At 70.7% G+C, this 12,932-nt stretch carries 12 protein-coding genes; 7 read left to right on the top strand and 5 right to left on the bottom strand.

What is annotated here, in order from left to right; all coding sequences use genetic code 11:
* Positions 1–46: 46 nt before the first annotated feature.
* The 3 genes from ACIBQ1_RS39660 to ACIBQ1_RS39650 form a co-directional block, all read right to left on the bottom strand.
* Positions 47–685 (bottom strand): TetR/AcrR family transcriptional regulator, encoded by a 639-nt coding sequence (locus ACIBQ1_RS39660; protein WP_397285126.1) that lies wholly within the window; start codon positions 683–685, stop codon positions 47–49.
* 66 nt (positions 686–751) lie between these two features.
* Entirely contained in the window at positions 752–3,061 is a 2,310-nt protein-coding gene (locus ACIBQ1_RS39655; protein WP_397285124.1) for a protein kinase, read from the bottom strand.
* 206 nt (positions 3,062–3,267) lie between these two features.
* Entirely contained in the window at positions 3,268–4,629 is a 1,362-nt protein-coding gene (locus tag ACIBQ1_RS39650; protein ID WP_397285122.1) for an FAD-binding oxidoreductase, read from the bottom strand.
* Between the two features lie 119 nt (positions 4,630–4,748).
* Here ACIBQ1_RS39650 and ACIBQ1_RS39645 point away from each other — a divergent pair, with 119 nt between their 5' ends.
* The gene (locus tag ACIBQ1_RS39645) at positions 4,749–5,300 is read left to right on the top strand and encodes a hypothetical protein (protein ID WP_397285120.1); all 552 of its coding nucleotides are present in this window, start codon (positions 4,749–4,751) and stop codon (positions 5,298–5,300) included.
* Position 5,301: 1 nt separating this feature from the next.
* Here ACIBQ1_RS39645 and ACIBQ1_RS39640 read toward each other — a convergent pair whose 3' ends face one another.
* Positions 5,302–6,507 (bottom strand): aminotransferase class I/II-fold pyridoxal phosphate-dependent enzyme, encoded by a 1,206-nt coding sequence (locus ACIBQ1_RS39640; RefSeq protein WP_397285118.1) that lies wholly within the window; start codon positions 6,505–6,507, stop codon positions 5,302–5,304.
* A gap of 95 nt (positions 6,508–6,602) precedes the next feature.
* Positions 6,603–7,412 (bottom strand): TIGR03619 family F420-dependent LLM class oxidoreductase, encoded by an 810-nt coding sequence (locus tag ACIBQ1_RS39635; protein WP_397285117.1) that lies wholly within the window; start codon positions 7,410–7,412, stop codon positions 6,603–6,605.
* Between the two features lie 360 nt (positions 7,413–7,772).
* Here ACIBQ1_RS39635 and ctaD point away from each other — a divergent pair, with 360 nt between their 5' ends.
* The 6 genes from ctaD to frdD are packed head-to-tail and all read left to right on the top strand — an operon-like array spanning position 7,773 to position 12,891.
* Positions 7,773–9,440 carry a cytochrome c oxidase subunit I gene (gene ctaD, locus ACIBQ1_RS39630; protein ID WP_397285299.1) on the top strand — a complete coding sequence of 556 codons (1,668 nt, stop codon included), beginning with the start codon at positions 7,773–7,775 and terminating at the stop codon, positions 9,438–9,440.
* A 33-nt stretch (positions 9,441–9,473) separates the two neighbouring features.
* A complete protein-coding gene (locus ACIBQ1_RS39625; protein WP_397285115.1) occupies positions 9,474–9,707 on the top strand; it encodes a hypothetical protein in 234 nt (77 codons plus the stop codon).
* A 5-nt stretch (positions 9,708–9,712) separates the two neighbouring features.
* The gene (gene frdA / locus ACIBQ1_RS39620; RefSeq protein ID WP_397285113.1) at positions 9,713–11,446 is read left to right on the top strand and encodes a fumarate reductase (quinol) flavoprotein subunit; all 1,734 of its coding nucleotides are present in this window, start codon (positions 9,713–9,715) and stop codon (positions 11,444–11,446) included.
* Positions 11,439–12,173, top strand: a complete 735-nt coding sequence (gene sdhB, locus ACIBQ1_RS39615) for a succinate dehydrogenase iron-sulfur subunit (RefSeq protein ID WP_397285111.1) — start codon at positions 11,439–11,441, stop codon at positions 12,171–12,173. The genes frdA and sdhB overlap by 8 nt, the downstream gene beginning before the upstream one ends.
* Complete coding sequence (locus ACIBQ1_RS39610; protein WP_397285109.1) at positions 12,170–12,553, top strand: hypothetical protein; 384 nt, start codon at positions 12,170–12,172, stop codon at positions 12,551–12,553. The genes sdhB and ACIBQ1_RS39610 overlap by 4 nt, the downstream gene beginning before the upstream one ends.
* Entirely contained in the window at positions 12,550–12,891 is a 342-nt protein-coding gene (gene frdD, locus ACIBQ1_RS39605) for a fumarate reductase subunit FrdD (protein ID WP_355370535.1), read from the top strand. Before ACIBQ1_RS39610 ends, frdD begins: the two co-directional genes overlap by 4 nt.
* The last annotated feature ends 41 nt before the right edge of the window (positions 12,892–12,932 follow it).

Below are 12,932 nucleotides of genomic sequence, written 5' to 3'. Positions count from 1 at the left end.
CGGCGCCCGCGGTAGTCGTCACCCTCGGTGTCGAGCCTGCTCCTGATCACGCGTCCTCCTCCCGCGAACCTGACGTCCCCGTCAACCCGATCGCCCGCGCCCACAGCCGCGTCAGGTGGTCGACCGCCACCTGCTCGTCGGCCCGCTCCCCGAGATCCAGCCACACGTGGGCGAAGTGCTCCACCATCCCGCCCAGCATGACGGCGGTCAGCCGCGGGTCCAGCTCCGGATCGGCCAGCCCCTGCTCCTGCAGCCGCCGCAACCCCTCCGCGCCCCGCCGCACGAACACCTCCCGCAGTTCGAGCAGCAACCTCCCGAACCTCTCCTCGGACGTGGCCGCCTGCTCCACCATCCGCACCAGCCGCGAGTTCGCCGCCCAGGCCCGCAGGTACAGCCGGTTGGCCGCCTCGATCCGGGCGTACGGGTCACCGGGCGCCGCCGCCGCGCCGACGACGCTCGCCGCGAACATCTCCCCGACCACGGCCGCCGCCACCTCGCCGAACAGGGCTTCCTTGGAGTCGAAGTAGGTGTAGAACGTGCCATGGGACACCCGCGCCCGCCCGCACACGTCGTCGATCCGCACGGCGTCGTACCCGTGCTCCTCGAACGCCTCCCGGCCGGCCTGCAGCAGCGCGGCCCGCGTCCGCCTACCCCTGGACGTCGGCACCGAAGACCTGACGATCACGTCAACTACGCTAACGCAAAAAGGGCCCCGCGCAAGGGGCCCTTTTCGGTGGATGTCGTTGTCAGGTCAGGTGCAGTGGCTCCAGCCGGACTTCCAGCTCTGCCCGCCCCAGGCGCCGCCCCAGATCACGCACTTCTTCTTTCCGGGCAGGCGGATCGGACCCGCGTACGCGGTGAAGTTGCCGGGGTTGCTGGCGCTGGAGCCACCCTTCACCTGAAGGATGGCGTTCATCTGCGCCTTCTCCGGGTACAGCATGCGCGACATCGTGATCACGCAGTTCTTGCCCTGGCCGGAGTTGTACAGAAGATAGACGGTGGCATTGCCGGAGGCAATGGAGCGCGAGTCGATGACCTTGTATCCCGAACCGCACACGGACGCCGCGTTGTACGGGTTCGGCTTGCGCGGGCCGTAGGTCTTGGTCGGCTTGCTGCTGGGCCGGGCCGAGACCGTGGAGCTGGGATTCGGCTGGGCCGTCGTGTCGCTCAGCGTGGGCTCCACCACCGGGTCGACCATGTCGGAGGACTTTTTCTTCTGCTTGGTCTGGGTCGGGGTGGGCTCCGGCCGCTTGGTCGTGGGCCGGGTCTGGGGCTGAGGCTGCTGCGTGACCGGGTTCGGGACCTGGGAGATGGGGTCCGGCTGCTTGGTGTGCTGCTTCGCCTTCTTGGACTCCGTCGGCTCCAGGCTCAGGGTGGGCACCGAGACCGAGTTGTCCGTGGGCATCGGTGCCGGGGTCTGGTCGCCGGGCGGCGGGTCGACGGGCTGGCCGCCGCCCGAGGCGTCGCCGTTGGTCTTGTTGGAGGAGTTGCCGACGGCCACCACCGGGACCTCCTTGCTGTTCGCCTGCACCACCACGGCGCCGACGACCACGAGGAGGGCGGCGGCCGCGGCTCCGGACAGGGCGAGCGTCAGCGTGCGACGCTGCTTGGCGGGCGCGTTGTCACCGGGGCCCGACGGGCCGCCGGGGCGGGTGGGACCGCCCTGGGGTCCGGGCCTGCCCGGTCCACCCGGGCGCGCCGCTCCCGGCTGGAAGGGGGGCTGGCCCTGGGGCGTTCCGGGGCCGTGCGGCGGCATCCCCGGCGCGGCCATCCCCAGCGGGGCGCCCTGAAGCGGCGTCTGCGGGCCTGCCTGGGATGCCCCGTGGGGTCCTCCCGCCTGCGGGCCGTTGCCGGGCATGGCGGCGGCGTTCCCGGGCATCCCTCCTGGCTGAGGCGTGCCGGGCATTCCCGCCTGGGGGCCGCCTTGGAAGGCTCCTGCCTGAGGCCCGCCAGGAAGGGCTCCCGCCTGGGGGCCGCCCTGGACGGGACCCGGCTGCGGGCCGTTGACGGGGGCGCCCGGCTGCGGGCCGCCCGGCAGGGGAGCCGCGGCCTGGGCGGCGGCGGGGCGGCCGTACGGACCCGTCTGCGGGGGAGCCGGGACGGGGCCGGTGGGCTGGGTCCAGGGGCCCGGGTAGACGTCCTGGCCCGAGGCGGGGGCGCCCTCCGCGCTCGCCTGGGCTCCGGCGGCGGCTGCCGCGGCGCCGCCGACGAGTTGCTGGCCCGTCACGGGCTCGATGGCTGACTTCGGGGCCGGCTGGCCGGTGAGGCGGACGATGAGCTCGTCCGCGCTGGGCCGCTGCGAGGGGTCCTTCGAGAGGCAGAGGCCGACCAGTTCCCCGAGCACGCCCTCCATCCGCCCGAGCTCCGGCTCCTCGTTCAGGATCCGGTTCATCACCACGGGAATGGAGTCGGCGCCGAAGGCGGGCTTGCCCGTCGCCGCGAACACCATCGTGACGCCCCACGCGAACACGTCGGCCGCCTCCGACACCGCGGCCCCGCTGAGCTGCTCGGGCGCCAGGTACGAGGGCGTGCCCATGGCCATCCCCGTGGCCGTCGCGCCGGGCGAGTCCAGGGCGCGGGCGATGCCGAAGTCGATCACGACGGGGCCCTCGGGCCCCATCAGCACGTTGGCGGGCTTGAAGTCGCGGTGCAGGATGCCGGCGCGGTGGATGGCCGCGAGCGCCGTGGCCGTGCTGATCGCGAGCCGTTCGAGCGCCGCGCCCCGCCGGGGTCCCTCGTTGATGACCATCTCACGCAGCGACGGCCCCGGGACGTACTCGCTCACGATGTACGGCCGGCTCCCGTCGAGGTCGGCGTGGAGCACTGGAGCGGTGCAGAACCTGGCCACCCGCTGCGCCACCGCCACCTCGCGCAGGAACCTCGTCCTGGCGTCGGCGTCGGCCACCAGGGCGTTGTGCAGCAGCTTGACCGCTACCTGCTCCCCGGACTCGCTCTTACCCAAATAGACAACGCCTTGGCCGCCCTCGCCGAGCCGGGCGACGATTTCATACGTCCCCAGCCGCCGCGGATCGTCCGCCGCCAGCGGCTGGAACTGATTCACGTCGAACCCCCATAACAAACCCACTAGATGGGGCAAAACGCTACCAGCGTGATGGTTGGGGCGTCTGCCGGACCTGTCAGAAGTTTCATGTTCTGACGAAGAATGTCAGGCCAACCTCAGTGCTTTCTCGCAGGTCGGAGGGGGATTGGGCCCCAATGTCACGGCTTGGTGAAGGTGCCCACGGTTCGGGATGCGGCAGGCCAGAGCTAGATCGCCTTGCCCGGGTTGAGGATGCCCAGGGGGTCGAAGACCGCCTTGATGCCCTGCTGGACCTCGGCGACCACCGGGCCGGTCTCCAGGTCGAGCCAGCGCCGCTTCAGCAGGCCCACCCCGTGCTCCCCGGTCAGCGTGCCGCCGAGCTCCAGCGCGCGCGTGAACACCTCGTCCGCCGCCGCCCACACCTCCGCCGGCGGCTCCGCCGTGCCGCGGTCGAAGATGAAGACCGGGTGCAGGTTCCCGTCCCCGGCGTGCGCCACCGTGAGGATCTTCACCCCGTGCCGCGCGGACGTCTCCTCGATCGCGGTGATCATGTCGGGCAGCAGGGACCGGGGCACGCACACGTCCTCCACCAGGCACGCCCCGAGCCGCTCCTTGGCCTGGTAGTCCAGCCGGCGCAGCTTGATCAGCTCCTCGGCCTCCTGCGGGCTGGAGGACACGGCCACGAACGAGGCGCCGTTCTCCGCGCACAGCCGCTCCATGCGCTCGACCATGGCCTGGCTGTCGGTGGCGTCGGACTGGCCGATGAGCGTGGCCTGGGTGCCCGGCTCGAGCCCGATGTTCAGCCAGTCGTCGAGGGCCTCCAGCGAGGCGCGGTCGATCAGCTCCATGAGGGACGGCTGGCAGCCCGCCGCCATGATCGCCGAGACCGCCGCGCCCGCGTCCCGGAGCGAGCCGAACTCCGCCGCGAACGTGGCCGGCGGCGCCGCGGGCGCCCGCTTGAGCCGGACCGTGGCCGCGGTGATGACGCCGAGCGTGCCTTCGGAGCCGACGAACAGGCCGGTCAGGTCGTAGCCGGTGACGCCCTTCATCGTGCGTCGGCCCGTGTCGATCACCCGGCCGTCGGCCAGCACCACCTCAAGCCCCAGCGCCGAGTCCCTGGTCACGCCGTACTTCACGCACCGCAGCCCGCCCGCGTTGGTGGCCAGGTTGCCGCCGATCGTGGAGATCTCGTACGACGAGGGGTCCGGCGCGTACATGAGCCCGTGCTCCCTGGCCGCCCGGTCCAGGTCGGCGGTGATGACGCCGGGCTCGACGACGGCGATCTCGTCGGCGGGGGAGAGCTCCCTGATCGCGTTCATCCTGGCCAGCGACAGCACGATCGAGCCGTCGCCGGCGACGGCGGCCCCCGCCAGGCCCGTGCCACCGCCCCGCGGCACCACGGGCACCCGGTGCTCGGTGGCCCACTTCAGCGTCGTCACCACGTCGTCGCGCGAGGCGGCCAGCACCGCTGCGAGCGGCTTGCCCGGCGCCACGAACGTCCGGTCGCGGGCATAGGAGTCGATCACGTCCGGGTCGGTCACGACGCGGCCTTCGGGCAGGGAGTTCACCAGGGCATCAAGAGGCTTCACACCATGAACTTTAGGCGTGGACCGCCCGGCCGGAGAGGGCCGGGCGCTCACGCTCCGCCTCACGGTTTGCGCAGGTCGTGACTTAAGGCCAAACTGCCCGAGTGGAAGTCAGGTGCCCGGTGTGTTCGGAGGCTGACCAGGTCGTCGCGGTCCCCGGAGCGGTCGCCGCCGGGACCACGTACAAGATCGGCAGGGTCAGGCTGCCCGGCGTGCGCGAGGTCGCCGACCTGCCCACGGCGGCGGCTCTGGGCGCCTCGAAACACGTCATGAGCCGTACGCAGCTCGCGGTCTGGCTGTCGTTCCCCAGCCGCCACTACACCCCGTGGGCCAGGAACCAGGGCTACATCCTGCTCCTCGTGGCGGCCCTGGTGCACCTGGTCGTGTCGCTGGTCATCGCGATGGGCCAGGACCCCAAGTGGGGCGAGGTGCTGCTCGCCCCGTTCTGCCTGACCGGCCTGTTCTGGGGGCTCGGGCTGCTGAACGTGCTCGGCTCGTACGGCGCCAGGAGGCGCGACGACATCGAGGCCCCGGCCAGGGAGAAAGCCCTGGCCGTGTGGGAGGGCCTCTATTACTGCGCGCGCGACAACGTCGTGTTCGAGCCGGGGGTCGGCGTCTCGTTCCATCCGAGCGAGACGCGCGAGTACATCTTCGGCTTCAGGGGCGGCCGCTAGGTCAGCCCAGCTCCTCCGCCACCGCGCGGGCGCAGACGGTCAGGCCCTCGATGGCCTGCTCCAGCTCGTCCGGCTCGGGGAAGGTGGGGGCGATCCGGATCGTGCGGTCGGCCTCGTCCTTGCCGTACGGGTGCGTCGCGCCCGCGGGCGTCAGCGCGATGCCCGCGGCCTTGGCCCTGGCCACCACCTCGGCGGCGTGCGGCACCTCCAGGCTGACGAAGTAGCCGCCCGCGGGGCTCGTCCAGGTGCCGAGGTCGCCGAGCCGCTCGGTCAGCACCTTGTCGACCAGCTCGAACTTCGGCCCGATCAGCTCCGCGTGCCGCCGCATGTGCGCGGCCACGCCCGCCGGGTCGCGCAGGAACTCGACGTGGCGGAGCTGGTTGATCTTGTCGGGGCCGATGGACTGCTTGCCCGTGTTGTGCAGGAACCACTCGACGTTCGCGGGCGAGGAGCCGAAGAACGACACGCCGGAGCCCGCCAGCGTCACCTTGGAGGTGGAGGCGTAGACGAAGACGCGGTCGGCGTTGCCGTGCCCGGCGGCCAGCGCCAGCAGGTCGGCCAGCTCGGCCGGGCTGTCGGTGAGGTGGTGCACCGCGTACGCGTTGTCCCAGAAGATCCGGAAGTCGGGCGCGGCGGCCGGCATGGCGGCCAGCCTGCGGACCGTCTCGTCGCTGTAGGTGACGCCGGAGGGGTTGCTGTACTTCGGCACGCACCAGATGCCCTTGACGCTCGCGTCGGCGGCCACCAGGCGCTCGACCACGTCCATGTCGGGGCCCTCGGCGTTCATGGGGACGGGCACCATCTTGATCCCGAACCGCTCGGTGATCGTGAAGTGCCGGTCGTAGCCGGGGACCGGGCACAGGAACGTGACCGCCGGCTCCTCCACCCACCGCCGCGCGGCGCCCGGCACCTTGGTCAGCAGCGCGTGCACGATCGTGTCGTGCATGAGGGCCAGGCTGGAGTTGCCGCCGACGACGAGCTGGCCGGCGGGCACCTGGACCAGCGGCGCGAACAGCTCGCGCAGCTCGGTCAGGCCCTGCAGGTTGCCGTAGTTGCGGCCGTCGGTGCCGTCGGCCGCCCGGTACGACGTGGGCAGCCGGAGCAGGTCGTCGGAGAGATCGAGCTGGCGCGGCGACGGCTTGCCCCTGGTGAGGTCGAGCGAGAGCCCTCGCTGGACGAGGGCGGCATAGTCAGCCTGAGCGGTCACGAGATCTTCTCCTTCGAAGTCGGGTCCGGGTACGAAGGATAGAAGACCTCACCAGGTGAGCCTGCGAATATCCGCAATGTGGGACACACGGCGGGTCAGACGAGCAGGCGGCCGGGGGCGTTGCGGCGCAGTAGGTCCTCCAGCTCCGCCAGGGACAGCCCGGGCGGGTGGGGCAGGATGAGCCGGTCCACCCCCGCGTCCGCGTAGGCGCGCGCGGTCCCGGGGTCGAGCGGGCGGGCCGGGGTGACCGAGACGTGCAGGGTCCTGCCCGCCGCCGCGGCCTCGGCGCGTACGGACTCCACCTGGCTCGCCGCCGCCCGCAGGCCCAGCATCCAGCCGTACCAGCCGTCGGCCAGCTCAGCGGCCCGCCGGTGCGCGGCGCGCGTGTGGCCGCCCATGACGACCGGCACGCGCCCGAGCGGGCGCGGGTGGGCGTCGACGCCCTCGAACGACACGTACCGGCCGTGGAAGGCGGGCTCGTCCTCCTCCCACAGCGCGCGCATCGCCCGCAGGTACTCGGCCGTGCGCTCGCCGCGGCCCTCCAGGGGCACGCCGAGCGCGCGCAACTCCGGCTCCAGGTAGCCGGCCACGGCCCCGAACACCAGCCGCCCGCCGCTGAGCACGTCCACGCTCGCCAGCTGCTTGGCCAGCACGAGCGGGTCGCGCTGCGGCAGCACCACGCAGCCGGTGGCCAGCAGGATCCGTTCGGTGCGCGCGGCCAGGAACGCCAGCGAGACCACGGCGTCCAGCAGCGGCGCCCCGGGGTCGAGCGGCGCGGGATCGACCCGCGGGCTGGGCAGGACGACGTGGTCGGCCGTCCACAGCGAGTCGTAGCCCAGCTCCTCCGCCAGCGCCGCGATCCTGGCGGCGCCCCGGCGGTCGGCGCCGGCATAACCGTTGGGCATGTGAAATCCGAGCGTCATCGGCACGCCTGGAAACGCTAGGCCGGATTCAAGCGATCCACCAGCGACGATCACGCATGGGTCGCATGCCCCGGCCGCATGGCAAACCTTCCGGGCGAAATGTTAAAGAACTCCTTCCCGAGCGGCGCTGCTTGGCGTGGAATGGGTAGATCGGGGCAGGCCATGGTGGGCCGCATCCGGCGGTCCGCCGCAGGTAGCCGAATCGCGCCTGAGGCGGGCGGCGTCCAGCGGTCCGTCGCAGGTAGCACTCCTCTACTGGAGGGAGCAGCCGTGACGACTGTTCGCGAGACCTCGATCGAGCGGGTCAGGCGTCGCCGCACCGGGACCGTACTCGCCGCCTGGATGTCGACGACCGACCACAAGGTCATCGGGTACCTCTACCTGATCACCTCGTTCGGGTTCTTCCTCGTGGCCGGCGTCATGGCCATGATCATCAGGGCCGAGCTCGTCGCCCCCGGCATGCAGCTGGTCAGCCAGCAGCGCTACAACGAGCTCTTCACCATCCACGGCACGGTGATGCTGCTGCTGTTCGCCACCCCGCTGTTCGCCGGGTTCGCGAACGTGGTCATGCCGCTGCAGATCGGCGCGCCCGACGTGGCCTTCCCCCGGCTGAACGCGGTCGCGTACTGGCTGTTCCTGTTCGGCGGGCTGATGGTGGTGGCCGGGTTCTTCACGCCGGGCGGGGCCGCGGACTTCGGCTGGTTCGCCTACGCGCCGCTGTCGACGGCGATGTACTCGCCGCAGATCGGCGGCGATCTGTGGATCATGGGCCTGGTGCTGTCGGGTCTGGGTACGATCCTCGGCTCGGTCAACTTCATCACCACGATCATCGGCATGCGGGCGCCCGGCATGACGATGTTCAGGATGCCGCTGTTCACCTGGAACGTGCTGCTGACCAGCATGCTCGTGCTGATGGCGTTCCCCGTGCTGGCCGCGGCGCTGCTGGTGCTGGAGTCGGACCGCAAGCTGGGCACGCAGGTCTTCCACAGCGAGAACGGCGGCGCGCTGCTCTGGCAGCACCTGTTCTGGTTCTTCGGCCACCCCGAGGTCTACATCATCGCGCTGCCGTTCTTCGGGATCATCTCCGAGGTGGTCCCCGTCTTCAGCCGCAAGCCGCTGTTCGGCTACCTGGGGCTGGTCGGCGCGACCATCACCATCGCCGGGCTGTCGATGACCGTGTGGGCGCACCACATGTTCCCGACCGGCCAGGTGCTGCTGCCGTTCTTCTCGTTCATGACGTTCCTCATCGCGGTGCCGACCGGGGTGAAGTTCTTCAACTGGATCGGCACGATGTGGCGGGGCCATCTGAGCTTCGAGACGCCGATGCTCTTCGCCGTGGGGTTCCTGGTGACGTTCCTGCTCGGCGGGCTCACCGGGGTCATCCTGGCCTCGCCTCCGCTCGACTTCCACATCAGCGACACGTACTTCGTGGTCGCGCACTTCCATTACGTCGTCTTCGGCACGGTCGTGTTCGCCATGTTCTCCGGCTTCTACTTCTGGTGGCCGAAGATGACCGGCCGGATGCTCGACGACCGCCTCGGCAAGGTGCACTTCTGGACGCTGTTCATCGGCTTCCACACCACGTTCCTGGTGCAGCACTGGCTCGGCCAGCTCGGCATGCCCAGGCGCTACGCCGACTACGGCCCGGGCGACGGCTTCACCACGCTCAACGAGATCTCCTCCGTCGGGGCGTTCCTCCTCGGGGCCTCGACGCTGCCGTTCCTCTACAACGTCTGGAAGACGGCCAGGCACGCGCCCAAGGTCACCCTCGACGACCCGTGGGGGTACTGCAGCTCCCTCGAATGGGCCACCAGTTGCCCGCCGCCGCGCCACAACTTCGTCAGCATGCCCCCGATCCGCTCCGAGCGCCCCGCCTTCGACCTGCACTACCCCCGTGAGCAGGCGGAGCTCCCCTCTGCGGTCGAGGAGGAGGCCGAGCACAACTCTGGGCACAACCCTGGGCACGACGAAGCCTCCGGGGCCGAGCCCCGCCCGGAGAACTCCGACTGATCATGAAATTTCGCCTATCTAGGGAGATCGGCGATGACAGGCACGCGAATCCCCTTCACCCCCGAGACGGCCCCCTGCGGGAAACAGTCCGGCGGTGAACGCCTCGTCGACGACGACGGCTACGGCCTGGTGATCCGTGACCAGCTCTTCGACTGCGGCTGCCGCCGGATCCGGCACGAGTACCACGACGGCAGCATCCACCTGTCCGCCATCCGGCACGACGGCAAACGGGTGAAGGACCCGATACAGCCCGACCACGGGAAGTGACGTAAATGATCGACGTGCTCATCGTCGGAGGAGGCGGAGCGGGCCTGCGGGCGGCCGTCGCGGTCGCCGACAGCGATCCGTCCCTGAAGGTGGCGGTCGTCTCGAAGGTCTATCCGATGCGCAGCCACACCGTCTCCGCCGAAGGCGGCGCCGCCGCGGTGATCGGCGTCGGCGACACGCTGGACGAGCACTGCTACGACACGATCTCCGGCGGTGACTGGCTCTGCGACCAGGACGCCGTCGAGGCGTTCGTGGCCGAGGCGCCCAAGGAGCTGATCCAGCTGGAGCACTGGGGCTGCCCGTGGAGCCGGGAGAGCGACGGGCGGGTGGCGGTCCGCCCGTTCGGCGGCATGAAGAAGATGCGCACGTGGTACGCGGCCGACAAGACGGGCTTCCACCTCCTGCACACCTTGTTCCAAACAACTCTGAAATATCAGGACGTGTTGCGGTACGACGAGTGGTACGTCACCAAGCTCGTCGTCGACGACGGCCGCGTCCACGGCGTCGTGGCCGTCGAGATCAGGACCGGCCGCATCGAGACCATCGCCGCCAGGACGGTCATCCTGGCCACCGGCGGTTGCGGCCGCGTCTTCCCCTTCACCACGAACGCCGCCATCAAGACCGGCGACGGCATGGCCCTGGCCTACCGGGCGGGGGCGCCGCTGAAGGACATGGAGTTCGTCCAGTACCACCCGACCGGCCTGCCGTTCACCGGGATCCTCATCACCGAGGCGGCCAGGGCCGAGGGCGGCTGGCTGATCAACAAGGACGGCTACCGCTACCTGCAGGACTACGACCTCGGCAAGCCCACGCCCACCCCGAAGCTGCGCAGCATGGAGCTGGGCCCGCGCGACCGGCTCTCGCAGGCGTTCGTGCACGAGCAGGAGAAGGGCCGCACGGTGGACACCCCGTACGGCCCGGTCGTCTACCTGGACCTGCGCCACCTGGGCGAGGGCAAGATCGACGCCCGCATCCCGTTCGTGCGCGAGCTGTGCCGCAGCTACCAGAACCTCGACCCGGCCACCGAGCTCATCCCGGTGCGCCCGGTCGTGCACTACATGATGGGCGGCGTCCACACCGACATCGACGGCGCCACCCCGGTCGCCGGGCTGTTCGCGGCCGGGGAGACCGCCTGCGTGAGCATCAACGGCGCCAACCGGCTCGGCTCCAACTCGCTGCCGGAGTGCCTGGTCTTCGGCCGCCGGGCCGGGCTCGCCGCCGCCGAGTTCGCCAGGTCGCACCGGGGCGGCGAGCCGTCCGCCGTGCGGAGCCAGGGGGCCGACGAGCGGCGCCGGTTGGAACGCGCGAGGGAGGGCAGCAGCACCGGTGAGCGGATCGCCGACCTGCGCGAGGAGATGCAGCACGCCCTTGAAGGGGCCGCCGGCATCTACCGCACGGGCGACGTGCTCACCAAGGCCGTCGACACGCTCGCGGAGCTGCGCGAGCGCGCCGAGGAGGTCCGCATCGACGACACGAGCACCGCGTTCAACACCGAGCTGATCAACCTGCAGGAGCTGCACACCATGCTGGAGGTCGCGCAGACCATCGTGGCCTGCGCGCTCAACCGGCAGGAGTCGCGCGGCGCGCACCAGCGCACCGACTTCCCGGCCAGGGACGACGCCGCCTACCTCGCGCACTCGCTGGTCCACCGCGCGCCCGACGGCACCCCGTCCGTCGGGCTGCTCCCCGTGACGATCACCCGCTGGCCTCCGGGAGAAAGGGTGTACGGCCGTGACTGACGTGACGCCGACGATCAGGGTGGAGGTGGCGCGCTTCCGGCCCGGCCAGGACGAGGAGCCGGTGCTCCAGGGGTACGACGTGCCGCTCATGGCCGACTGGGCGGTCCTCGACGGCCTGAACTACATCAAGGACCAGCTCGACGGCAGCCTGTCGTACCGCTGGTCGTGCCGGATGGGCGTGTGCGGCTCGTGCGGCATGACCGTCAACGGCGAGCCCAGGCTGACCTGCGGCACCTTCCTCACCGAGTACGGCGGGGGCCCGATCAGGATCGAGCCGCTGAAGGGCTTCCCGGTCATCAGGGACCTGGTCGTGGACATCGAGGGGTTCCTGGCCAAGCTGTCGTCCGTGCGGCCCTGGCTGATCAGGGAGGGCGAGGAGCTGCCGCTGACCGCCGAGTACGCCCAGACGCCCGAGCAGCTGGAGGCGTACAAGCAGTACAGCATGTGCATCAACTGCCTGCTCTGCTACTCGGCCTGCCCCGTCTACGTGCTCGACCCCGACTTCCTCGGCCCGGCCGCCATCGCGCTCGCCCAGCGCTACAACCTGGACTCGCGCGACATGGGCGACCGGTTCGACGTGCTCAACCAGGACGACGCCGTCTGGGGGTGCACGTTCGTCGGCGAGTGCACGCGGGTCTGCCCCAAGCACGTGGACCCGGCAGAGGCCATCCAGCGCTACAAGCTGACCGCCGCCCTGCGTTCGGTCCTGCCGTGGAGCAGGCGATGACGACCGCCTACCGCCCGCCGCGCGACGGCCTGTGGTTCGTCCGCACCCGCCACTACGGCGTTTTCGTGCTGCGCGAGCTGACCAGCGTCTTCGTGGCCTGGTCGATCGTCTTCCTGCTGATGTTCGTCGACGCGGTGCGGACCGGGAGCCTCCAGGAGTTCGCGGCCCTGGCCGCCCGGCCGTGGATGATCGCGATCAACGTGCTCGCGCTGGCCGCGACCGTCTTCCACACGATCACGTTCCTCAACCTCGCCCCCAAGGCCACGGTCGTCCGCCTGGACGGCTGGCGGGTGCCCGCCTGGATGATCCAGGGCGGCAACCACTCGGCCTGGGTGGTGATCTCCGCCCTGATCGCCTTCTTCGTCCTGAGGTCGCCATGAGACGCACCCTGGAGCCGTACCTGTGGCTGCTCTTCAGCGGCGGGGGAGTGGTGGCGGCGCTCGTGCTGCCGGTGCTCGTGCTGCTCTTCGGGGTGCTCATGCCGCTCGGAGTGGTCGACTGGCCCTCCGCCGAGCACCTGGGCGCGCTGCTCGGCCACGTCCTCGTGCGGCTCGCCCTGCTCGGGGTCGCCGTGCTGTGCCTTTTCCACGCCGCGCACCGGATCAGGTTCACCAGCGAGGAGGTGCTCGGCATCGCCAGGTTCGACCTGGTCATAGCGGTGATCTGCTACGGGGGCGCCGTCGCGGGCGGGATTGCGGCCGGTCTCATATTGTTCTGATCCCCTGCGTCAACGATGTGCTAAATGTCCCCCTTTGATCA

The organism is Nonomuraea sp. NPDC050153 (assembly GCF_044460125.1).
GTDB lineage: Bacteria > Actinomycetota > Actinomycetes > Streptosporangiales > Streptosporangiaceae > Nonomuraea.
This window is presented reverse-complemented; position numbering and strand designations above follow the sequence as displayed.

Coding starts and splice junctions, on each gene's coding strand:
- ACIBQ1_RS39635 (WP_397285117.1), bottom strand. CDS start 7,412: ATGCCCAACGGTTATGCCGGCGCCGACCGCCGGGGCGCCGCCAGGATC.
- ctaD (WP_397285299.1), top strand. CDS start 7,773: ATGTCGACGACCGACCACAAGGTCATCGGGTACCTCTACCTGATCACC.
- ACIBQ1_RS39625 (WP_397285115.1), top strand. CDS start 9,474: ATGACAGGCACGCGAATCCCCTTCACCCCCGAGACGGCCCCCTGCGGG.
- frdA (WP_397285113.1), top strand. CDS start 9,713: ATGATCGACGTGCTCATCGTCGGAGGAGGCGGAGCGGGCCTGCGGGCG.
- ACIBQ1_RS39610 (WP_397285109.1), top strand. CDS start 12,170: ATGACGACCGCCTACCGCCCGCCGCGCGACGGCCTGTGGTTCGTCCGC.
- frdD (WP_355370535.1), top strand. CDS start 12,550: ATGAGACGCACCCTGGAGCCGTACCTGTGGCTGCTCTTCAGCGGCGGG.